General features: G+C 67.7%; 20 protein-coding genes. 10 read left to right on the top strand and 10 right to left on the bottom strand.

Features of this window, described 5'->3' with window-relative positions; genetic code table 11:
- Positions 1 to 2: 2 nt before the first annotated feature.
- The 4 genes from ACFVWG_RS06775 to ACFVWG_RS06760 all read left to right on the top strand — a co-directional run bounded on the left by ACFVWG_RS06775 (position 3) and on the right by ACFVWG_RS06760 (position 3450).
- The gene (locus ACFVWG_RS06775) at positions 3 to 575 is read left to right on the top strand and encodes a YbjQ family protein (RefSeq protein ID WP_391542187.1); all 573 of its coding nucleotides are present in this window, start codon (positions 3 to 5) and stop codon (positions 573 to 575) included.
- Positions 565 to 1923: a GH1 family beta-glucosidase gene (locus ACFVWG_RS06770; RefSeq protein WP_391542186.1), complete on the top strand. Its 1359-nt coding sequence runs from the start codon at positions 565 to 567 to the stop codon at positions 1921 to 1923. Before ACFVWG_RS06775 ends, ACFVWG_RS06770 begins: the two co-directional genes overlap by 11 nt.
- A complete protein-coding gene (locus ACFVWG_RS06765; RefSeq protein ID WP_391542185.1) occupies positions 1923 to 3137 on the top strand; it encodes an MFS transporter in 1215 nt (404 codons plus the stop codon). Before ACFVWG_RS06770 ends, ACFVWG_RS06765 begins: the two co-directional genes overlap by 1 nt.
- 160 nt (positions 3138 to 3297) lie before the next feature.
- Positions 3298 to 3450, top strand: a complete 153-nt coding sequence (locus ACFVWG_RS06760) for a hypothetical protein (RefSeq protein WP_391542184.1) — start codon at positions 3298 to 3300, stop codon at positions 3448 to 3450.
- A gap of 105 nt (positions 3451 to 3555) precedes the next feature.
- Here the strand turns inward: ACFVWG_RS06760 and ACFVWG_RS06755 are convergent, their stop codons facing one another.
- The 7 genes from ACFVWG_RS06755 to ACFVWG_RS06725 form a co-directional block, all read right to left on the bottom strand.
- The gene (locus ACFVWG_RS06755) at positions 3556 to 4833 is read right to left on the bottom strand and encodes a winged helix-turn-helix domain-containing protein (protein WP_391542182.1); all 1278 of its coding nucleotides are present in this window, start codon (positions 4831 to 4833) and stop codon (positions 3556 to 3558) included.
- A gap of 19 nt (positions 4834 to 4852) precedes the next feature.
- Positions 4853 to 5422, bottom strand: coding sequence for a hypothetical protein (locus tag ACFVWG_RS06750; protein WP_391542181.1), 570 nt, complete (start codon positions 5420 to 5422; stop codon positions 4853 to 4855).
- 126 nt (positions 5423 to 5548) lie between these two features.
- Positions 5549 to 5821, bottom strand: coding sequence for a hypothetical protein (locus ACFVWG_RS06745; protein ID WP_391542180.1), 273 nt, complete (start codon positions 5819 to 5821; stop codon positions 5549 to 5551).
- Between the two features lie 112 nt (positions 5822 to 5933).
- Positions 5934 to 6374 (bottom strand): EVE domain-containing protein, encoded by a 441-nt coding sequence (locus ACFVWG_RS06740; protein ID WP_391542179.1) that lies wholly within the window; start codon positions 6372 to 6374, stop codon positions 5934 to 5936.
- Positions 6375 to 6384: 10 nt separating this feature from the next.
- Positions 6385 to 7881, bottom strand: coding sequence for a tripartite tricarboxylate transporter permease (locus tag ACFVWG_RS06735; RefSeq protein ID WP_391542178.1), 1497 nt, complete (start codon positions 7879 to 7881; stop codon positions 6385 to 6387).
- The gene (locus tag ACFVWG_RS06730; protein WP_391542177.1) at positions 7881 to 8393 is read right to left on the bottom strand and encodes a tripartite tricarboxylate transporter TctB family protein; all 513 of its coding nucleotides are present in this window, start codon (positions 8391 to 8393) and stop codon (positions 7881 to 7883) included. The genes ACFVWG_RS06735 and ACFVWG_RS06730 overlap by 1 nt, the downstream gene beginning before the upstream one ends.
- Positions 8390 to 9394 carry a Bug family tripartite tricarboxylate transporter substrate binding protein gene (locus ACFVWG_RS06725; protein WP_391542176.1) on the bottom strand — a complete coding sequence of 335 codons (1005 nt, stop codon included), beginning with the start codon at positions 9392 to 9394 and terminating at the stop codon, positions 8390 to 8392. Before ACFVWG_RS06725 ends, ACFVWG_RS06730 begins: the two co-directional genes overlap by 4 nt.
- A gap of 296 nt (positions 9395 to 9690) precedes the next feature.
- Between ACFVWG_RS06725 and ACFVWG_RS06720 the strand changes: the two genes are divergently transcribed.
- The 4 genes from ACFVWG_RS06720 (at position 9691) to ACFVWG_RS06705 (ending at position 13093) form a co-directional block, all read left to right on the top strand.
- Positions 9691 to 11352: an ATP-binding protein gene (locus tag ACFVWG_RS06720; RefSeq protein ID WP_391542175.1), complete on the top strand. Its 1662-nt coding sequence runs from the start codon at positions 9691 to 9693 to the stop codon at positions 11350 to 11352.
- Positions 11349 to 12011 carry a response regulator gene (locus ACFVWG_RS06715; RefSeq protein ID WP_391542174.1) on the top strand — a complete coding sequence of 221 codons (663 nt, stop codon included), beginning with the start codon at positions 11349 to 11351 and terminating at the stop codon, positions 12009 to 12011. Before ACFVWG_RS06720 ends, ACFVWG_RS06715 begins: the two co-directional genes overlap by 4 nt.
- Positions 12012 to 12021: 10 nt before the next feature.
- Positions 12022 to 12543: a gamma carbonic anhydrase family protein gene (locus ACFVWG_RS06710; protein ID WP_391542173.1), complete on the top strand. Its 522-nt coding sequence runs from the start codon at positions 12022 to 12024 to the stop codon at positions 12541 to 12543.
- Between the two features lie 187 nt (positions 12544 to 12730).
- Positions 12731 to 13093 (top strand): cupin domain-containing protein, encoded by a 363-nt coding sequence (locus ACFVWG_RS06705; protein WP_391542172.1) that lies wholly within the window; start codon positions 12731 to 12733, stop codon positions 13091 to 13093.
- Between the two features lie 32 nt (positions 13094 to 13125).
- Here the strand turns inward: ACFVWG_RS06705 and ACFVWG_RS06700 are convergent, their stop codons facing one another.
- The 3 genes from ACFVWG_RS06700 to ACFVWG_RS06690 all read right to left on the bottom strand — a co-directional run bounded on the left by ACFVWG_RS06700 (position 13126) and on the right by ACFVWG_RS06690 (position 19930).
- The gene (locus ACFVWG_RS06700) at positions 13126 to 14460 is read right to left on the bottom strand and encodes an FAD-binding oxidoreductase (RefSeq protein ID WP_391542171.1); all 1335 of its coding nucleotides are present in this window, start codon (positions 14458 to 14460) and stop codon (positions 13126 to 13128) included.
- A gap of 66 nt (positions 14461 to 14526) precedes the next feature.
- Positions 14527 to 15834 carry an esterase-like activity of phytase family protein gene (locus ACFVWG_RS06695; RefSeq protein ID WP_391542170.1) on the bottom strand — a complete coding sequence of 436 codons (1308 nt, stop codon included), beginning with the start codon at positions 15832 to 15834 and terminating at the stop codon, positions 14527 to 14529.
- A 1063-nt stretch (positions 15835 to 16897) separates the two neighbouring features.
- Positions 16898 to 19930 carry a PQQ-dependent sugar dehydrogenase gene (locus tag ACFVWG_RS06690; protein WP_391542169.1) on the bottom strand — a complete coding sequence of 1011 codons (3033 nt, stop codon included), beginning with the start codon at positions 19928 to 19930 and terminating at the stop codon, positions 16898 to 16900.
- A 240-nt stretch (positions 19931 to 20170) separates the two neighbouring features.
- On the opposite strand from ACFVWG_RS06690, the gene ACFVWG_RS06685 reads away from it, so the two are divergent.
- Together ACFVWG_RS06685 and ACFVWG_RS06680 are read left to right on the top strand one after the other, a co-directional pair.
- Positions 20171 to 20497, top strand: coding sequence for a hypothetical protein (locus ACFVWG_RS06685; RefSeq protein ID WP_391542168.1), 327 nt, complete (start codon positions 20171 to 20173; stop codon positions 20495 to 20497).
- Between the two features lie 414 nt (positions 20498 to 20911).
- Positions 20912 to 21814 carry a GTP-binding protein LepA gene (locus ACFVWG_RS06680; RefSeq protein ID WP_391542167.1) on the top strand — a complete coding sequence of 301 codons (903 nt, stop codon included), beginning with the start codon at positions 20912 to 20914 and terminating at the stop codon, positions 21812 to 21814.
- Positions 21815 to 21851 lie beyond the last annotated feature (37 nt).

Genomic DNA, 21851 nt, shown 5'->3' with positions numbered 1-21851 from the left:
GCATGACGCAGAACTATCCCCCGAACCCGAACCAGCCCTACCCGCCGCAGCAGCAGGGGTACCAGCAGGGCCCGCCGCCCGGCTACCAGCCCCCGCCGCCTGGGTATCAGCAGGGGCCGCCGCCGCAGGGCTACGGCCAGCCGGGTCCGGGGTACGCACCAGCGCCGCCGGCGCCGCAGAACGCGCCGCGCGTCGTACCGCAGGGATCGCCGTACCCGGTGCTGGTCTCGACCATGAACGACCTGCCCGGGTACGTCGCGGACACCGTCTTCGGTGAGGTCTTCGGCCTCACCGTGCGGAGCCGCGACTTCGGGTCGAACTTCACCGCCAGCTTCCGGTCCCTCGGCGGCGGTGAGGTGCCGGAGTACACCCAGATGCTGGCCGAGTCGCGGCACGTCGCCGTGATGCGAATGTGCCAGATGGCGCAGCAGATGGGCGCCAACGCGATCCTCGCGATGCGGTTCGACTGCAACGAGATCGCGCAGACGATGAGCGAGGTCGCGGCCTACGGCACCGCGGTGATCGTCCACAAGGTTGAGACCACTCCCGACGAGGATGATGTGAGTGACAGCTGACCTGAACTTCCCGCCCGGATTCCGCTGGGGTGTCTCCACCTCGGCGTACCAGATCGAAGGCGCCGTGGCCGAGGGTGGCCGCGGTCCTTCGACCTGGGACACCTTCTGCGCCGAACCCGGCAAGATTCTGAACGGCGAGACCGGGGCGGTCGCGTGCGACCACTACCACCGGTACGCCGAGGATGTCGCGCTGATGCGTGAGCTCGGGGTCGACACCTACCGGTTCTCGTTCTCCTGGCCGCGGATCCAGCCCGACGGGACCGGGCCGGGGAACGCGGCCGGTCTGGACTTCTACGACCGGCTGATCGACACATTGCTCGGCGCCGGGATCCAGCCGGCGCCGACGCTGTTCCACTGGGACACCCCACAGGCGCTGGAGGACGCGGGCGGTTGGTTGTCGCGCGACATCACCGACCGGTTCGCCGACTACGCGTCGGTGCTGGCCGGGCACTTCGCGGACCGGGTGCCGATGTGGATGACCATCAACGAGCCGATGGTGCTCACGCTGATGGGCTACTCGCTCGGTGCGCATGCCCCGGGCAAGGAGTTGATGTTCGACGCGTTGCCGGTCGCGCATCACCAGCTGCTCGCGCACGGTCGCGCCGTACAGGCTCTGCGGGCGGGCGGTGCGGTCAACATCGGCATCGCCAGCAACCACGCGCCGACCTGGCCGGCCAGCGATAGCGCCGAGGATGTCGAGGCCGCCGAGCTCTACGACAACCTGATCAACCGGCTGTTCGCCGACCCTGTCCTGCTCGGGAAGTATCCGGCCGGGTACGAGGCCGCGATGCCGGGTCCGGTCGAGGACGACCTGAAGATCATCTCGACCCCGCTCGACTGGTTCGGGCTCAACCACTACGCACCGGTGACGGTCGGAGCGGCGACTGGCCGCGCGGATGTTGGTGCGACCGACGGTATTCCGCTGCCGCCGGGGCTGCCGTTCGAGCCGCGGGCGACCGAGGGGTACGAGAAGACCGACTTCGGCTGGCCGATCGTGCCGGACGCGTTCGGGGAGGTCCTGCGCACCTTCAAGGACCGGTACGGCGATCGCCTGCCCCCGATCTACATTACCGAGAACGGGTGCGCGATCAACGACGGACCGGTTGACGGGGTGGTGGACGACCAGCGCCGGATCGCTTACCTGGATGGGTATCTGCGGTCGTTGCGGTCGGCAATCGATGACGGCGTGGACGTGCGCGGGTACTTCCAGTGGTCGTTGCTGGACAACTTCGAGTGGGCGGCCGGCTACTCGCAGCGGTTCGGGCTGGTGCACGTCGACTTCGAGACCCTCGAGCGGACGCCCAAGGCGTCGTACCACTGGTATCGCGACGTGATCGCCAAGAAATGATGACCGAGCCCACGGTGCGGGTCAGGCCAGCCTGGACCGCCGCCGTGGTGCTCGCGAACGTTGGGGTGTTCGCCGCCTGGTTCGGCCCGATCCAGGTGCTGCTGGCCAAGCAGTCCGAGGCGGTTGCTCCTGGCAACAAAGAGTTCGTCTTCGGACTGGTCACCGGGATCGGTGCGGCGGTCTCGGTGGTCGCGGCGCCGGTCTTCGGCGCTGTCTCGGACCGGACCACCTCGCGGTTCGGCCGCCGGATGCCGTGGACGCTCGGCGGTGCACTCGGTGCCGCCGCCGGCCTGTTGGTCCTGTCCGGCGCACAGGGTGTCGCGCTGATGCTCGTGGGCTGGTGCCTCGTGCAGTTGTTCGGCAACGCCGTACTGGCTGCTCAGACCGCGACGGTCCCGGATCGGGTGCCGGTCGCCCAACGCGGCGTCGTCGGCGGATGGGTCGCCGTCGCCCAGGTCCCTGGCGCACTGGTCGGCACCGCGCTCGCGACGATCGCCGGTGGCATCACCCTCGGGTACGGCGCTTGTGCCGTCTTCATGGTGCTGTCCGTCGTACCGTACGCGGTGCGTGCCCATGACGCGCCCCTGTCCGTGCAACCGCCGCCGTTCGTACTGCGCGAGTTCCTGCGCGGCTTCTGGATCAGCCCGCGGCGCTACCCGGACTTCGGGTGGGCGTGGCTGACGCGGTTCCTGTTCAACGTGGGGAACTCGATCGGTCTGCTGTATCTCTTCTACTACCTGCAGGACGAGGTCGGCGTTCCTGACGCGGCGACCGCCGTACTGATCCTGACCGCGATCTACAGCGTCTGCACGCTGACCACCGCGATCGCCTTCGGCAGTTGGTCCGACCGCACCGGCCGCCGCAAGATCTTCGTGATCTGCTCGGGTCTGGTGATGGCCGTCGCCGGCGTGATCCTCGCGTTCTGGCCCACCTGGCCGGGCGCGATCACCGGCGCGATCGTCCTCGGCATCGGCTTCGGCGTCTACCTCTCCGTCGACTTCGCCCTCATCACCGAAGTCCTCCCCAACGCCCGCGACCGCGCCAAGGACCTCGGCGTCATCAACATCGCCAACTCCTTCCCCCAAGTCCTCGCCCCCGTCGTCGCCGCTCCCATCGTCAAGCACTTCGGCGGCTACCCAGTCCTCTACCTCCTCTCCGCAGTAGTCACAGCCCTGGCCGGCGTACTAGTCAGCAAAGTCCGCTCAGTCCGCTAACCACCCGACGACCCCCTACGACATTGAGCACGGCTCAGCCATCTGCTCGCCCCAAATGTGGTTGAGGGGTGCTCAAGGTGTGCGGCCCCTTCGACCTTGAGCACGGTTCAACCATCCCTGCGGGCGTTACGCGGTTGATGGGTGCTCAAGGTGCTGGCCCGTGGTGCTCGAGTACGGCGACGCGGCCTGCCGCGCGCGTGCACCTGTACGGCGACGCGGCCTGCCGGGCGTGTGCACCTGTACGGCGACGCGGGCTGCCGCGCGCGTGCACCTGTACGGCGGGTGTCGTGACCCGCGGCGTTTGATGGGTTGACCCAGCGCGTTGTGGGTTCCTGACCCGCATGCGGTGGGGGAACCCACAACCTGATGGGTGAACCCATCAGATGGGGGCCGCCGGATGAGGGTGGAGGTGCGGTTGTCAGCCGGCGGCGGTTAGGGAGCGGGCGAGGGGGGTGGTGGCGGTGATGCGGAGGTTGGTGAGGCCGAGCCAGGTCGTGATGAGGCGGAGTTCGGCGAGGAGGGGCTCGGTGAGGTCGGGAGCGCCGGGTTCGGGGGTGATGGTGGGGACCAGGAGGGTCGAGGTGGAGCGCTCGGCCTTGAGGTCCACGCGGGCGACCAGCGCATCACCGAGGAGGAACGGGAGCACGTAGTAGCCGTGGATGCGTTCGGCGGCGGGGGTGTAGATGCTGATCCGGTAGAAGAAGTCGAAGTACTGGTGAGTGCGGTCGCGGTTCCAGATCAGTGGACCGAACGGCGACAGGAGGGCTCGCGCGTCGACCGGGCGATCCACGGCCTCGTGCCAGCGGTAGCTCTGTTTCTTGATGCCCTCGACCTGGACCGGGATGAGTTCACCGGCCTCGACGAGCTCCGCGATGATCCGGCGAGCCGTTGCGGTGGGCAACTTGTAGTGACCGCGCGTGCCGCAGAAGTCGGCCGCCGTACCGATCCCGACCCCACGTGCGGCGACCCGGACCAGCTCGCGCTGCGGATCGTCGGGCTCCGGAGCAGCCAGTACGGCGGCCGGTAGCACGCGCTCGGTGAGGTCGTAGAGCCGCTCGAAGTTCCGGCGGCCCGCGATGGTCACCAGGCCGGCGCAGTACAGGTACTCGACCGCGATCTTGGCATCCTGCCAGTTCCACATCGTGCCCGTGCTCGGGTCCGGATCCGGGTCGGTGCGCTTCCGCCGTACCTCGTCCGGACTGATCTCGCCGGCGCCCAGCGGTCCCCGCTCGGCAATGGTCGTCAGCACCTGGTCGACGAACCCGGGCCGCTCGGCCTGCAACCGCCGCATCCCCACCACCACCGCCCAGGGCGCAGTGATCTCCGGCGCGAGCTCGGCACTCCAGTCCTGTTGCTCAGCCGCCCGCATCCGATGCTTGAGCAGCGGGAAGTACTCCACCGGCAGCAATGCAGCCTTGTGCGCCCAGAAGTACTCGAAGAGCTCGCGCTTCGGCCCCCAGCTCAAATCGTCAAGCCGGTCTCGCGAATAGCCCCCCAGTCGCGAGAACAACGGCAGATAGTGCGCGCGGGTCAACACGTTCACCGCATCAACCTGCAGTACGCCGGCATCCCGGATCGCCGCCCGCATCCGCCGTACATCGATCCGACCTACCGGTCGCCCGCTCGCGAACCCTTGCGCCCCCAGCGCGATCCGTCGAGCCGCAGCGACCGGTACGTCGTCCCCCGCAAGCTTCATGAATCAGAAGCTACCGGCCTCAGCCGACAAGCGTCACCGACTGCGTCGCCTTGCGCAGCACCGCGTCGAGCTCGGCCTGGTCCTTCGCGCTCCCACCCACGGTCAGCTCGAGGTATGCCCGCTTGCCCCCGTCGAGCGTGTCGGCGTACCGGGTGGTGACGACGCGCTGCCCCCGGGCGCCGTCGGTGTAGGTGTACTTCACGTCGTAGAAGACGACCTTCTTGTTGTTCCACTGGATCTCCGACGGCGTGACCCCGTTGGACTGCGACAGGATCTTGAGCCCCGGCACCTTCTTCAGCTCAGCGGTCTTCCGCGCGACCTGAGCCTTCGGGCTCACCTTCGCGTAGATGCCGTCGATGCGCAGCATCTCGTTGGACTTGGTGAACTTCGCCTGGAACTTGTCGAGCTGCGTGAACTTCCACCCCTTCGGCGCCTGAACCGCCACGTTGCAGTGATCCGCCGAAGTCCCCCAGCACTTGTACGCGTAGCTCGGCGCCGCCGCGTCACTGGGCATCACCCCAGCGAGCACCCCCGCAACCCCAACCACCGCGGCGCTGGCCAGAACCCGAGCCATCACGTTCTTCTTCATCGTCCTACCCCCTCACGTGCCGGCCCCAGTTGGCCTGACGCGAGCTAAGACGCACGCCTCCCGACAAAAGTTGGCTCCAGAAATCACCCACCCAAAAGGGCACACCGAAGCTAGCCGAGCGATGCGTCAATCGCCCCAACCGAACCGTTCCAGCACCTCGTCGATCTGCGCGTCCGTGGCCCGCCACGACCAGCCCCGCAGTTCGATCAGCTTGATGAGCCCGAGCAGCTCCACCGGATCCTGGGCGACATAACGCTCCTCGGACGACACCGCCTCCAGCAGACCGCCACTCAACTCGTTGATCCGAAACCCGGCGGCTTCCAGTGCGAGCACTGCCGGTACGACGGTGTTCCCCGCTGAGGCGATGCGACGCAGCCTCGGGCCCCTCATCTCGTCCATCACCCAATGCTAGGTCGGTTCGCTCGAAGGACAGGAGGTGTCGGGGAATCGGCGCTGCTGTCGGCCTGGAGTGAGCGTGTTGGGCGGTATGCGTAGGCGACTACCTCCTGTTCTACGGACGATCCATGAACCTTTGGAGGGTGGTGAAGTCTTGGGGGGTCAGGGGGACGAGGCCGCGGCGGAGCTGGTAGCCCCAGTTCGCCTGCGTGGTGAGGTGGAGGGCGTCTTTGACTTCGGTGAGGGCGACGGGGACGACCTCGGCGAAGGTGATGTGGCGGCGCCAGGGTTGGACGGTGCCGTGGGAGCCCATGTCCATCGGGGCGGCTTGGTAGGGCTCGGTGTCGGCGACGATGCCGAGGGCGGTGAAGGCGCGCAGTGGGGTCTTGTCGCCGTACAGGTCGGTGGGGGAGTAGATGACGAAGCCGTCGCCTCGTCGGAGCCGCGCTACGCCGGGGCGTTTGCCGTGGTTGAGCTGGATGAAGCCGCCGGCGACCGCACGTCGCGTGTGGTCGGCGGAGACGACACCCAGCCAGGCCCTGTCGATTGTTGTCATGACCTCAGTGTCACGACGAATAGGTGACACGTTTCGTCATATATCTGGAGATCAGCGGCCAGCCCAGGAGCAGCAGCAGGACGGCGTAGATGACGTACGAGACGGGGCCGCCGACCAGACCGTGGAGTTCACCGTTGGACAGTTGCAGCGACATCCGCGCCTGCCGTTCGGCGATCGGGCCGAGGATGACGCCGATGATCAGCGGGAGCACCGGGAGTCCGAAGCGGCGCATGCCGAAGCCGAGCAGCCCGAGCAGCAGCAGGAGCAGGAGGTCGAGCGGCTGGGCATTCACGGCGTACGCGCCCATGGAGGCGAAGAAGATGATGCCCGCGTAGAGATAGGGGCGGGGGATCTGCAGCAGCTTGGCCCAGGCGGGAGCCAGCGGGAGATTCAGCAGCAGAAGCATCAGATTGCCGATGAACAGGCTGGCGATGAGCGCCCAGACCAGGCGCGACTCGCGCTGGAACAGCAGCGGCCCCGGCTGGATCCCGTACGACGTGAAGGCCGCGAGCATGACCGCGGCGGTCGCGTTGGTGGGCAGGCCGAGCGCCAGCATCGGTACCAAGGTCCCGGCCGCCGACGCGTTGTTCGCCGCCTCTGGCCCGGCCACACCCTCGATCGCGCCGTGCCCGAACTCCTCCGGGTGCTTCGACAGCCTCTTCTCGGTCGCGTACGACAGGAAGGTCGGAATCTCCGCGCCGCCGGCCGGCAGGGCCCCGATCGGGAACCCGAACGCAGTCCCCCGCAACCAGGGTTTCCACGATCGTCGCCAGTCCGACCGGCCCATCCACGGCCGGCCGACCGGGATCACCGTTCCCGGCGTACGCCGCAGATGCGCGGCCACCCACAACGCCTCGCCGACCGCGAAGATGCCCACGGCAACCACCACCACATCGATGCCGTCGGCAAGCTGGGGGATGCCGAAGGTCAGCCGCTGCTGACCGGTCACCTTGTCGATGCCGACCAGCCCGATCACCAGTCCGAGCAGCAATGACGCGAAGCCACGGATCCGTGACGAGCCCAGCACGGACGTCGCCCCGGCGAAGGCCAGCAGCATGATCGCCAGATAGTCCGGCGCACCCAGGCTGATCGCGAACTTCACCACCTGCGGCGCGACGAGGGCCAGGAGCAACGTCCCGATCGTCCCGGCGACGAAGGACCCGATCGCGGCGGTCGCCAAGGCCTGCGCGGCCCGGCCGGACCGGGCCATCTTGTTGCCTTCGATCGCCGTCACCACCGACGCCGATTCGCCCGGCGTATTCAGCAGGATCGACGTCGTCGAGCCGCCGTACATGCCGCCGTAGAAGATCCCGGCGAAGAGGATGAACGCCTGGACCGGCTCCAGCCCGTACGTGATCGGCAGCAGCAACGCGACCGTCATCGCCGGCCCGATCCCCGGGAGCACGCCGACCGCCGTACCGACGGTCACCCCGAGCAACGCGAGCAGCAGGTTCATCGGGGTCAGCACGTCACCGAACCCGGTCAGGAGATTCGCGAGGTTCCCCATCACAAGATCCCTTGCAGTACGCCGGCCGGGAGGTTCACACCGAGCCCGATCGCGAACAGGTAGAACGTGATCAGCGACAGTGCGACCGCGATCAGCAGGTTCCGCAGGTAGTGCCGGCTGCCCAGGGCGTAAGCCGAACCCCAGAACAGCACCGCCCCGCTGATCACCCAGCCGGCCGGCTCGATCAGCACGAGGTTCACCACGAACGACGCGATCAGCAGCAGCACGGTCTTCCAGTCCACCGCGGAGGTGGGGTCGACGTCCTCACCACCTTCCGCCTCGCCGGTTCCCCCGCGCGCCACGTCGACGGCGTACAGGACCGCGATCACCAGCAGCAGCACCCCGAGCACGACCGGCACCGGCTTGGGCCCGATCGGATCGTTGCTGTTGGCAATGTGCTGGATCCGGAGCGCATCGACGATCACCAGGCCGCCGACCGCCGCCAGAAACCCGCAAACGCCGTACTGCGCCTTGTCCGTACGGCGTCCAACGGTCGCGTCGACCACCGTCATGCCCCGAGGCCCAGCTTGGTCAGGACGTCCGCGACCGCCTTGTCCTGCTCGGCCAGGAAGGCGCCGAAAGCGTCGCCGGTCAGGAAGGCATCGGTCCAGCCATGCTTGGTCAGTTCGGCCTTCCATTCGGCCGAGTCGTGCATCCGGGTGAGCGCGTCGATCCAGACCTGCTTGTCGGCGGTACTGATCTCCGGCGGTGCGACGATCCCGCGCCAGTTGGTGAAGACCAGATCGATCCCCGATCCCTTCAGCGTCGGCACGTCCTTCAGCGCATCCACCGGCTGCTCACTCGTCACCGCCAGTACCCGCACCTGCCCGCTCTCGACCTGGTCCAGGAATTCGCCGAACCCGCTCGCCCCGAAGGAGATCTTGCTGCCCAGCAACGCCGGCAGCAGCTCGCCGCCGCCGTCGTACGAGATGTAGTTGACCTGCTTGGGGTCGATCCCGACCGCTTGCGCGAGCTGCATCGGCAGCAGGTGGTCCGGTCCGCCGGCCGACGATCCGCCACCGACCGGGAACTGCTTCGGGTTCGCCTTCCAGGCCGCGACCAGGTCACCGATCGTCCGGTACGGCGAGTTCTTCGGGACCACGATCGCCCCGGCCTCCTCGATCAGCTTCGCCAGCGGGGTCGTCTGGGTGAGCGTCGCCTTGGACTTCGACGTGTACGTCGCCCCGACCACCCCGAGCCCCATCTGGAGCGCGAGCTTGCCGTTCCCCTTCTCGTTGACGGTCCGCTGCAGCCCGACCGTCCCACCGGCACCCGGCAGGTTGAAGACCTGCAGGCCGGACGTGATCTTCGCGTCGTCCATCACCTTCGCGGCCACCCGCGCCGTCGTGTCGTACCCACCACCGGCCGTGTTCGGCACCATCAGCCGCAACCCGCTCACCGGCTTCCCACCGCCAGGCGCCGCCGAATCCTTCTTCTCCGCCGTCGCCCCACACGCCGTACCGGCCAGCAGCACCAGCGCCGCACCGGCCGTCACCCAAATCTTCGCCCGCATCGCCCATTCCCTTCCCGAACCACCAGCCACCGCGCCCACCCACCCGCCCCATTTGACTGCCTAGCCACGCAGATCGGGGGTTCTCCACCCTGAATATCGGTGCAGAACCCCCAATCTCGGTGCCTAGCCAGCGAAATGGGGGTCGGGGAGAGGGGGCGCGCTTGGGGTTGATGGTGGGGGGAGGGACGGTACGGCGTCTGCGTTGTGACCGCAGCGGTGGTTGAGTTCATTGTGGTCACGACTCGATCCGGGCTGAAGGGTGGCCTTCACGGGGTTCCACCAGTGATCATGCGGCCGTGGCGTTGCGAATCGGGAAGCGGCCGACCCTGGCCGGCCAGCTGCTGGTGCTGCAGCTGGCGATCGTGGTGGTGGTGCTGGTCGCCGTCGCCGCGGTCTCGCTCGCCCAGTCGGCCGCCACCTTCAACCGGGTCGAGGGCCGCCGGGTGACCGCGCTGGCCGAGCAGCTGGCCGGCAACCAGACGCTGCGGTTCGGAATCCGGCACCCCGTACCGGCCGAAGTACTCGCCCCGCTGCTGACGACCACGCTCACGCAGTCCGGCGTCACCTCGATCACCGTCGCGGCTGCGGACGGCCGGATCATCGCGGCCACCAACCTGACCACCATCGATGGCGCGATGACGTTGGGTGATCCGGGGGTCGCGGATGGTCGCGGCTGGTCCGGTGAGCTGCGCATCGACGACGAGCAGGAGCTCGTCTCCCAGGTCCCGGTGCTCAGTCAGGGAGTGGACGCGAACAATCTGCCGGACGGTTCACTGGGCGAGCGGATCGGCACGGTGATGGTCGGCGAACGCGTGCCATCGGTCCTGGAACGGCTGCGCGGGGCATCGTCGTACCTGGCGATCTATCTCGGGATCGCTTGTCTGCTGGGCCTACTCGGTTCGTGGTTGCTCGCGCGCCGGATCAAGCGCCAGACGCTCGGCCTCGAACCGCGCGAGATCGTCGGCCTGGCCGAACACCGCGAGGCGATGCTCTACGGCCTCGCCGAGGGAGTCGTTGCCCTCGACCCCCACTTGCGGGTGACGCTGGTGAACGACGTCGGCCGGCGGCTGCTCGACCTGCCGGCCGACGCGGTCGGCCGCAGCCTGCGTGAGCTGGGCATCGAGGGCCGGCTGCGCGAGGTGCTGGCCGGTGAGCAGGACGGCGATGCCGCTCGCGACGCGGTCGTCGTCCGGCGCGGGCGCGTGCTGGTGATGAACCGGATGGACGTCGCCAAGGACGGCCGCTCGCTCGGCTCGGTCACCACACTGCGCGACCGGACCGAACTGGCCCAGCTGGAGCGTGAACTCGGCTCGTTCCGCAGCTCGGCCGAACTGCTCCGCGCCCAGACCCACGAGTTCGCCAACCAGTTGCACACGATCTCCGGACTGATCCAGATCGGTGAGTACGACGAGGTGGTCGCGTACGTCGGTGCGCTCAATCGCTACCGCGAGTCACTCGACCTGACGCTCACCCGCCGGGTCCACGACACCGCGGTCGCCGCGCTGCTGATGGCGAAGTCCTCGGTCGCTGCCGAACGCCGCGTCGAGCTCCGCGTCTCCGAACGGACCACGGTGCAGCGGCTCGCACCGGAGCTGTCGGCCGATATCGCGACCGTGGTCGGCAACCTCGTCGACAACGCGGTCGATGCCGCCGCCCAGTCCGGGACGCCGCTGTCGCCGGCCTGGGTCGAGGTCGAGCTGCGGCAGGATGCCGCCAGTATCGAGATCGAGGTCCGCGACTCCGGCCCCGGGATCGCGCCGGAGCTGGCCCAGGAGGTGTTCGCGCACGGATTCACCACCAAGGCCGCGGCTGAAGGTGAGCGTGGGATCGGGCTCGCGATGATCCGGCTGATCTGCCGGCGCCGCGGCGGCGAGGTCGCGGTCACCAACCTCGACGACGGCGGTGCCGCGTTCGTGGCCCGGATGTCCGTGCAGCCGTTGCCGGAGGGAGCCCGATGATCACGGTGCTGGTGGTCGACGACGATTTCATGGTGGCCCGGATCCATCGCGGCTTCGTGGAGCGCGTGGACGGTTTCGAGGTCGTCGGTACGGCGAACTCCGGCGAGCAGGCGTTGACCGCGATCCGCGAGCTCCGCCCGGATCTCGTGCTGCTCGACCTCTACCTGCCGGACACGTTCGGCATCGACCTGATCGCCCAGTTGCGATCCGCGCAGCCGGACTGCGACATCCTGGTGATCACCGCGGCGCGCGAGGCGGACGCCGTACGGGGTGCTGTTCGGCAGGGCGTGGTGAACTACCTGCTGAAACCCTTCGGCTTCGAGGATCTGCGGTCGCGCCTGCAGCAGTATGCGCGGCAGCGGGCCAGCGTGCCCGATCAGGTGACCAGCCAGGCGGACGTCGATCGGGTGCTCACGCCGACGAGACCGGCCGGCAATCGGCTGCCGAAGGGACTCAGCCAGGAGACAGCCGAGCTGGTGTCCACCGCGCTCAAGGCCGCCGACAGCCTGTCCGCGGCGGAGTGTGCTGAGCAGGTCGGATTGTCCAGGGTCAGCGCCCGCCGCTACCTTGAGTTCTTCTGCACACGGAACCAGGCGGTCGTTGCCCTCCGGTACGGTTCGACGGGCCGTCCGGAACGCCGCTATCGCTGGCACACATAGAGTGCCTGGCATGCCGATGTTCTCGTTCGAAGGTAAGAGTCCGACCGTGCACCCGGAGGCATGGGTCGCGCCGACCGCGACGCTGGTGGGTGATGTGGTCGTCGAGGCCGGGGCGTCGATCTGGTACGGCGTGGTGATCCGGGCCGACCTGGCCACGATCACGATCCGGGCCGGGGCGAACATCCAGGACAACACCGTGATTCACGCCGGGCACACCGGGTGTGAGGTCGGGGTGAACGCGACGGTCGGGCACCTGTGCCTCGTGCACGACTGCGTGATCGGCGAGCAGGCCCTCGTCGGGAACGGCGCGATCGTGCTGGACGGCGCCGTCGTCGGCGCCCGCACGTTGATCGCGGCCGGGGCGACCGTCACTCCGGGAGCGGTGATCCCGCCGGAGTCGGTGGCGATGGGGAGCCCGGCGAAGAAGATCGTCCCGCTGGAGGGGACGGCCAAATTCTTCGTCGATCACAACGCGACCGTGTACCACGATCTGGCCCGCCGGCACGCGGAGACCGCCGTACAAGTCGACTGACCTTTGGTCGGTGGGCCCTCGGGGCGCGATGCGTCAGCGCCCCGAGGGCCCCACCGTGGGCTGGCTGCTCAACCCGTCAAAACTCAGGTACCCACGGCCTTGCTTTTGAAAAGCACCCTGCTGTGAAAGCACTCTGAAAGAACCTCCCGCGAAGCTACGGTGTCGAGACAACCGAGGGAGGGGTTCCATGACCGAGATCGCGAACACCGGGGCCTTCGTCGTCGATCGCGCCGACGGGCGGGACGACGGTGACGGCTGGGAAGAAAACTACACCGAGCTACCGGGTGGTGCCGGTGTGTCACTGATTCTCGAATCCACCACCAAGGAAGGTGCCGGCCCTCGCCTGCACCTGCACCCGTACGCCGAAACGTTCATCATCCGGCGCGGATCGGCCACCTTCACGGTCGCTGACCAGCAGGTGGTCGCCCACGCCGGCCAGATCCTCGTCGTACCGGCCGAGACCCCGCACAAGTTCCGCACGGGTCCTGGCGGCTACGAGGCGCTGCACATCCACGCCAACGCCACCTTCGAAACCACCTGGCTGGAGTAGCTCAGCCCAGGGTGAAGGCGGCGGCCCGGATCTCATCTTCCAGCGTCACCTGGCCGATCGTAGTCCGGGTCGATGTTGTGGTTGCCGCGGAACAGGTTGCCGGGATCGTACTGTCGCTTCAGCGCGGCGAGCTTCTCGTAGGTCTGCGCCGGGTAGACCGCATCGACCTCGATCGTGGACAAGAAGTTCGCGTAGGCGCCGGTGCTGTGCGGCGCGAGCCGTTCCCAGAGCGCGTCCAGCGCCGGCCGTGCGGCCGCGATCGCTGAGGCCGGTCCGATGTTCGTGGTCACGAACATCAACTCAGCCTGCCGATACGGGTACGCCGTGGCGTCGGCGGCAACGCGCGCGACCGCACCACCCACACTCCGTACGGCGATGATCGGTGAACCCGCGGTCGCCCCGGACTCGGCCAGGATCCTGAGCACCTCGGAGACGGACTCCTTGTCCACAAAGGCGCTTCGGGTCACGAACTCGATGCCAGGCGGCGGTGTCTGGCCAGCCACCAGGATCTCCGCGTACGGCGTCAGTGTGACGTCATCCGCGATCACCGTGCCGAGCGCGCGGATCGGGTCGAGCGCCGTCGCGTCATCACCGTCCCAGGTGACCTGAATCTCGACCGGCGCGTTCGGCCCACCCAGGAAGGGATTGGCGAAGGTCGCGATCGACGTGAGCTCGTCCGGCGCCGTACGAACGTAGTCCGCCCAGCCCTGCAGCACGCTCGCCGCCTCAGCCGCCGGGAACGCGATCTTCCCGTGCAGAACCTCGGTCGTCGGATGCGCCGCGAACTCGAACGCCGTCACCACTCCAAAGTTGCCCCCGCCACCGCGCAACCCCCAGAGCAGCTCCGGATGCTCGTCGGCCGACGCCCGTACGACGTCCCCGTCGGCCGTCACCACCTCCGCGGCCACCAACTGGTCGAGCGCGAGCCCGTACTTCCGGACCTTCCACCCGATCCCGCCACTCAGCGTCAGCCCGCCGACGCCCACACTCCGCGTGTCACCCGACGAGATCGCCAGCCCGTACGGCGCCAGCGCATCCGCCACCTGCCCCCAGGTCGCGCCACCGCCGATCCGCACCAGCCGTTCGTCGAGCACCAGCACATCGGCCAGCCCGCTGAGATCCAGTACGACGCCATCATCGTTCGTACCGAATCCCGCGAACGCGTGCCCGCCGCCGCGCACCGCCAACGCCAGCCCCGTGTCCACCGCGAACCGCACTACCGCCTGGACGTCCGCCACGCTCCGGGGCCGCACCACGCCAACCGGTCGGCCGGTCCCGAACACGGTCCGGCTGGCCGCGTCGTACTCGGCCGAACCCGCCTCAACAATCTCCCCACCGAACTCACGCCGTAGCTCATCAAATGTCATGCCCACGTGACGCCGGCGAGACGATCCGTGTGACAACCTCGCGATGTGACCCAGCGCACATCCAGGTCAGGGGAGGCGGATCGTCACCAACGTCGTCTCGATGTTGCTGTCGACGAGGTTGCAGGCAGCGTCGAAGGCGGCCGGGCCGTCGGTCATCCCGAAGTCGTTGTCGTTGATGACCACGAGCGTGTGCTTCGAGGTCAGCGCGACACCCTCGATCTTCTTCGGAGCACCAGCGACCGTGTTCAGGTCCAGGAAGAGCTTCTTCGCCAACACCGGTACGCCGGACGCAACCGGGTCGGCGAGTGCTTCCAGCGAAGGCGCGGTCGCGGTGTCGTCCCACTTGGTGCCGAGCACGTTGTCGCGATCACGCAGTACGACGCGGTGCAGGCGAGCCGCGTTGTCGGTGCGCTCCTGGACGAGCAGGGTCTCGTGGCCGACCGCGATCACCGAGGAGATCTTCAGCTCGGTGGTCTTGTCCTCGCCGGGGTCGACGACGCCGACCGGGTCGAAGCGGTAGACGTACTCAGCGGTGACCTTGCCGCGGTGCGGTGAGAACCGGACCAGCCGCGTGGTGAGAGACGCCTCGCCGATCTTCTTGCTCGGGTTGAGCAACGGGCTCTGCAGCGCCAGCACCAGATCTCCGCCGGGCAGCTGGGCCAGACCCTCGAAGCCGCGGTTGATCTTGCGGGTCAGGAAGATCGCGGGCAACGCCTCGATCACCGGGTAGTCGGTCCCGGTCAGGTTCAGGCCCTTCGGCACGTACCGTGCGAGCACCCGGCCGCGGGACGAGATGTGCACCAGCGACGGCCCGTACTCGTCGACCAGCCAGAAGGTGCCGTCGTTCGCGCGGACGATGCCCTCGGTGTCCAGCCCGTTCGGGTTGACGGCCAGCCGGGTCGAGGCGTCGTACGTGTAAGGCAGTTCGTCGCGGCTCTCCTGGTTGGAGAGCCCGGTGACCGGGTCGCCGTGGCGCGTGGTGATCGGGATCGCCGACAGCACCCGAAGCTTGGTGCCGTCGACCTTGACCCGGACGATCGCCGGGTCGAACCCGGGCACCGGGAACGTGCGACGGTTGGCGCCGTCGATCTTGATCTGGCCGTTCGGTCCGCGGTCGGTGATGGTCCAGAACTCACCGGGCCGGCCGGCCGGGAAGATGTCGCTGCCGATCCCGCCGAGGTCGACCTTGCGGTCGTTGCCGACCGAGTGCCGGATCAACGAGTTGGAGAACGCCCCGAGGCTGATGTCCGGCAGCGTCGCCGTCCCCACCACCTTGGCCTGTACCGGCGGCCGCTCATGCGCTTGCGCCCCGCTTGCCACCAACGTCGCCGCGGTCAACGCCGCAGCCCCCACCCACGCGATCCGACTCAACATGAGCCAGACCCTCGCCGCAACCGGTGAACACCGGTTGGCCTGGTGGTGAACCTGGACGAAATCCGTCAGCCCAGGCACTCCTTCAGCGCGCTCACCAACCGATTCGCGCCAGACATTCGAACGGTTATCCCCTGATCTCGACCCTTCTCCCCTGAAAATTTGAGGGGAAAAGGGTGCATTTCAAGGGATATCCGCCCAAATGCTGCCGGATCAGCAGCGCGGCCTCGGGGTTCACCCGCTACCAGCGCTAACGTCCGAACGATCGGAGGGCCCGTCTCCGGTCCTTCGGACGTTACGAGGGGCACAGCGCTAACGTCCGAACGATCGGAGGGCCCGTCTTCGGTTCTTCGGACGTTGTGAGGAACGCTGCGCTAACGTCCGAACGTTCGGAGGGCCCGTCTCCGGTTCTTCGGACGTTGCGAGGAACGCTGCGCTAACGTCCGAACGTTCGGAGGGCCCGTCTCCGGTTCTTCGGACGTTGCGAGGAACGCTGCGCTAACGTCCGAACGATCGGAGGGCCCGTCTCCGGTCCTTCGGACGTTAGCGGCGCTGGGCGCGATTGTGCTGGGTTTGCGGATGATTGCTGCCGCTATTTGGCAGTAACTCCACGCAAAGGGTGTGCGGGCGGCTCGGCCACCTGCGGCGGCCGACTGAAGCCTTCGGGTTGCGGCGGCTTGTGGCTGAGCCGGGTGGTGCGGTTGGCGATCGCGTTCACGATGCCTGGGTCTGACGGGCTGTGGCTGAGGTAGTGGTGCCGTCGCTGGATAGGTGACCGTCGCAGAAGGCTGGGGACATTTGCCTGTCGATACAGGTCAGTACCGCACCCCGGCCCCTACCGAACCACCCACGCAAACCACCCGGGCGGTCAGCTAGGCGGCCTCCGCACCACCGACCTCAGCCACAGCCCGGTACCTCAAGCAACGGGAACCGCGGTCGCCGACCGCACCATCCCCCTCAACCACAGACCGCCTCCGCCACACTGCTGTCAGCAAATCGGCCGCAGCGGCGATCAACCACCGTGGACGTCCTCGGCCGCAGCCGAGCGGCGGCCGGGGAGGGCCGTTTACGGCAGCAGGAACTTCTGGATCGGTAGGGCGTTGCAGGCGTTGATGACTAGTTTGGTGCCGTCGGTGGACTTGCCGTCGGCGGGTTCCAGGCACAGGCCGGAGCGGACGTTGAGGAGGGTGCCGTCGGCTCGGGGTGTCCACTTCTGGCCGGGATTGTTGTCGCAGGTCCACAGCACGGCTGGGCTGTTGGGCGCCGTACTGCGGGCGTCGAGGCACTTGCCGAGGGATGAGCGCATGGTGCCGTTGTCGAGGACGAGCCAGCGCTGAGCCGTCGTACCGTTGCAGGCCCACAGTTGGACCTGGGTTCCGTCCGCGGTTTGTGATTGCGGTACGTCGGTGCACTTGCCGGCGATGCCGGTCACGTCGCCCTCGTCGGTGTAGACGCCCATCTCCCACAGGCCGTTGTAGCTGCCGGCCACGCCTCGCGCGGTGATGTTGATCTGCACGAACCGGGCTTTCACCGAGGTGAAGCCGAGGCTGTCGACGAAGCCGTCGCCGGTCTTGGTCGAGTAGACCGTCTTCCAGGTCCGGCCGCTCTCGAGCACCTGGATCGTGTACGCCTTCGCGTACGACGTCGACAGCCAGTTCAGGAGTACCCGGTTGACCACCTGGACCCGTCCGAGGTCGACCCGCAACCACTGCGGATCGCTGCGCGCGCTCGACCAGAAGGTCGCCGCGTTGCCATCGACCGCGAGTGATCCGGGCCGATTGCCGTAGACGCTCGAAGTCGTCACCGGGCGGTTCAACGCCAGGTTCCGCTTCGGCACGTACGTCGCCGTGTACGTCGACTCCGCCTCGGGCGCGAGGAAGTTGTGGTTCCGAGCGCCGCCGTCAGACCAAGAAGCGAACTTGGACAGACCCGGGCCCACCAGCTGCACCGGATCCGCCGACACCGAACCGCTCGACCCGGTGATCGTGGTCGCGGTCGCCGGGGCCTTCAGGTTCTTGTCCAGATAGGTGACCTGCAGTCCGGTCGGCTGGGTCGCGAAGTTGAGCTTGGTCGTCTTCGGGTCCAGCCGGACGCTCTTCACATCGGTCAGCCCACCGGCGTCCTTCGCGGTCAGCCGCAGCTCCAGGTACGACGGATACTCGTGATCCGGTGCTGCGAAGGAACCGCTCAGACCGGTCGTCGAGGTGATTTGGTGCTCATGGCAATCACTTGGACAGTGATGCATGATCAGTGACCAGGTCAGCGCGGAACCCGGCAGTGACCCCTGTTCCGCATCCGATGCCGAGCCGGAGAACGAGATCGTGTCACCGACCTTCCAGGTGAGCGCTGGGCCGGGGGACGTGATCGAGGCGGTCGGTGCCGTGTTGCCGACGTTGATCTGGGTCGACGTTGTCGTCGTACCGCCCTTGCCGTCACTCACCTTCAGCCGAACAGTCACGGGACCGTTGCTCGGGTAGGTGTACTGCGGCTTCGCGGCGGTGGAGTCGTCGTACTGGCCGTCGCCGTCGAGGTCCCACGCATAGGTGAGCGGATCGTTGTCGGCGTCGCTGGAGGCGGTGCCGTCGAAGGTGACTTGCAGCGGCGCGTTCCCACTGGTTCGGTCGGACTGGATCATCGCGGTGGGCGGGTTGTTCGTCGCGCTGTAGACGTACCGCTTGATCGCACCGTTGTCGTAGTCGACCGCGAACAGGTCGCCACCCGGGCCGGTGACCAGCCGGGTCGATCCGTAGCCGGACGCGAACTGCACGATGTGCGCCGGATCCGGCAGGCCGTTGCTGCCCGCGAGCATCGCCCAGACACATCGCCGGCTGTAGTCGCCGAAGAACAGGGCGCCCTTGTACTCGGCCGGATAGTTGCCTCCGGCATAGAACGCCAGGCCGGTGAGCGAGGAACTGCCAACCGTGCAGGTCTCATCCGGTACGACGTGCGCCGAGTGGTTGTAGGCGTAGTACGGCGCGGCGACCGCGGCCGGGCCGGCGGCGTACAGGTTCTCGCAGATGTTGAGATTGGCCGCGTCGAAGGACTTCAGCCGCCCAGCGCCCTCGTAGCAAGGCCAGCCGAAGTTCGTGACGCCGGCGGTCGGGACGGTGATCCGGTTGATCTCCTCCCAGACCTGGTATCCGACATCGCCGGCCCACAGTTCGTTGGTGCCGGGACGGAAGGTGAACCGCATCGGGTTGCGCAAACCCTCGGCGACGATCCGACGGGCGTTCAGGTCGGGGCTGGACAGCAATGGGTTGCCGGGTGCGGCCTGGCCGTTGTCAGGGTTGATCCGGATGATCGAGCCGTCGAGCGTGACCGGGTCGCCGCTGGTGCGGAGGTCCTGAGCCCGGAGCGAACCGCCTTCCGCGGTGGGAGGCGTGAGGGTGGCGCCGACTGGCGCGGGCCCGTCGCCGCAAGGGTTGTCCGGGGTCGCGTCGGCCGTCTCATCGCCGTCTTGGCCGTAGTCGGCGTAGATGAAGCTCGCGCCGTCACCGCCACCGGCGTACAGCATGCCGTCGGGACCGAACTCGATCGTGCCGATCGAGTGGCTGGGGAAGACCTGGCACCAGTCCTCGACCAGCACCTGCTCGGAGACCGTCGACCCGGTCTGCGTCAGCACCGCCAGCCGCGCACTCGCCTGACAACCATCGCTGGTCGGACCGGGCGGCGACGGACACGGGTCGTCGGTCGCGTCCGCCGTACCCCACTTGGGTGCCTGCCCGCCGATCAGTGCGTCGTGCGTGTACAGCACGTAGATCCGTGGGTCCGCCGGGAAGTTCGGGTGCAGCGCGAGCCCGAGCAGACCGCGGTCCCAGAAGTTGTAGACCTCGGTCCGCAGATCGGCGTACACGCTCGGCGTCGGGTCGTCGAGCGAGTCGAAGACCTTGATCAGCCCGCTCTTCTCGGCCACGAACACCCGGCCGTCCGGCGAGAACGCGACGTTCGTCGGGTTGCTCAGCCCACTGAACACGGTCTGCTCGCTGAACCCACTCGGCGCGGCCACGGCACGCGCCGACCCTGTCGCCACCAGCGGCACCAGCAGTGACACACAGATCACAGCCAGCACCCGCCGCAGCGCATCGGCGGAAAAACGCATAACAAAAGCCCCCAGTGCACACTAATCCCCACGCCCCCGTGAGCCCCGTCAGAATGCGGCCTCAGGTCCGAACTGCGCAAGGGGGTATCGCCGAACCGGTCCGCTCAGCGTTGACGTCAGGAGAATGTGGACGTGGAGACGAAGACTGTTGTCGCGGTGGTGACCGTGGGGGATCGGTACGTCGGTACGTCGCTTCCCTCGACGGTGGATCGGGTGTGGTGACTTCCACCCGGCAACTGGGTGCTCGGACGGGACGACCCGAACGATCGTCGACTGGCCGACGCTTTCGTCGGTCATCCCGCAGCCGACCTGCGCCGCCTTTACGACTGGTTGCCACCGGAGAAGCGCGACCACGTCGCCACCGTCTGGGCAGCCGCCTGGAAGCGCCACCTCCGCGACAGCGATCCGCTGCGCGCGTTGGCCCCGATGGCGGTGATCGCGCCGCTCTACGGCGCGGTGCTCTACCAGAAGTTCCTCGACAACATCGAGCCCAGCGAACGGGTCTACCACGAAGGCGATCCGGCCGCCGGTATCCGTACTGCCAGTGTTGCCTCAGGCAACTTATGACCCGGTACGCCGGAGCAGGTCGACCGGGCTGAGGGCGACCGCAGTCGGTTACTCGCTGTGACTTTCCGAGCTGCGGCCATCCGGCGACGGGTCGGCGCCGAAGGGAGGTTGTGGATCGATCTGACCGTTGGCGACTCGTTGCGTGCTGCGCAGCACGGCATTCTGTCCGCCGTTGCCGGTACGCTGAAGCTGGCTGCACTTCCCGGACACCGGCGCCGCCTTGTGAGGTCAAGGCCACACGAGGTTTGTTCGTAAGGGCAGTCGATCCCGGGCCCGGCGCGGTTAGCCTGGACAGGGACGTCGTTGACCGAGCAGTGGCTGTGGCCCGAAGGGGTGGGGATCCGTCGTGGTGAATGGCCGGGACAACAACGGATGTTGCGGCTGGCAAGAGCCGGCTGGCGCAGTGGACACCCGATGACCGCCGCGGAGACCTCGCGGGTCCGGTACCGGCGCCCGCGCCGGGCGGAGACCGTCGAGGCGCGGCTGCTCGAGCATGTCAACCGGTTGGGTGACGAGCATCCGCCGATCCCGTTGGACAGCGCGGACTTCAGCATGAAACGACCAGACCTGTTGGCCAGCAGGTTCGGTGGTGTGCTGGCCTACATGACCCGGGTCGAGCTCGAGGTCGAGCGCAATGTGCTCGAGCTGAACCTGCTGCTCCCGGACCCGCCGCCGGTCGACAAGCTCTTCTATGCCGACGTCTGGTCGCCGCAGGAGATCCACCACGGCCTGCTGCTGGACCGGTTGCAGACCTTGGCCGGCCTGCCGGTCTCGGCGCCGAACGTCGACAAGATCTCGTTCCAGCTGCGGTTCCTGGGTGCGCTCGCGCATCTGCCGGTGATCCAGGACATCAGCCGGATGCTCTATTACCTGACCGGCGTCGCCACCGAGAAGTCCGCGATCCTGGCCTACAACCTGCTCCACAAGGGGCTGCTGGATCTTGACGAGCGCGCGGTCGCGTCGACGATCATCGCGCCGATCCGTCGCCAGGAGCCCGGTCACTTCGCGTACTACAAGATCGCCGCCCGCGGCCTGTGGGAAGAGATGGCCCCGTGGCAGAAGTGGCTGACCCGGCTCTTGCGCAAACAGTCGTTCGAGGTCGTCGGTGCGTACAACAAGCGCCAGCGGGCCGAGTTCGGCGGCGTGATGGAGGACCTGGGGATCACCGCCGAGGGTGACGAAGGCATCCGGAAGTATGCGCAGCAGGTCGGCCAGGTCGAGCTCGAGCTGCTCTTCGCGCAGCGCCAGGGACTGCGGCTGCCGAGCTATGTCCTCGACTCGTTCCGCAGCGCCTTCCGGCTCTACCGCCGCAGCTGATCAGTACGGACTGTTTCGACTCCGTTGCGTAGCGGAG

Source organism: Kribbella sp. NPDC058245 (genome assembly GCF_042882005.1).
Classification (GTDB): Bacteria; Actinomycetota; Actinomycetes; order Propionibacteriales; family Kribbellaceae; genus Kribbella.
The sequence above is the reverse complement of the archived record's forward strand: the minus strand, read 5'-3'. Positions and strand labels throughout refer to the sequence as shown.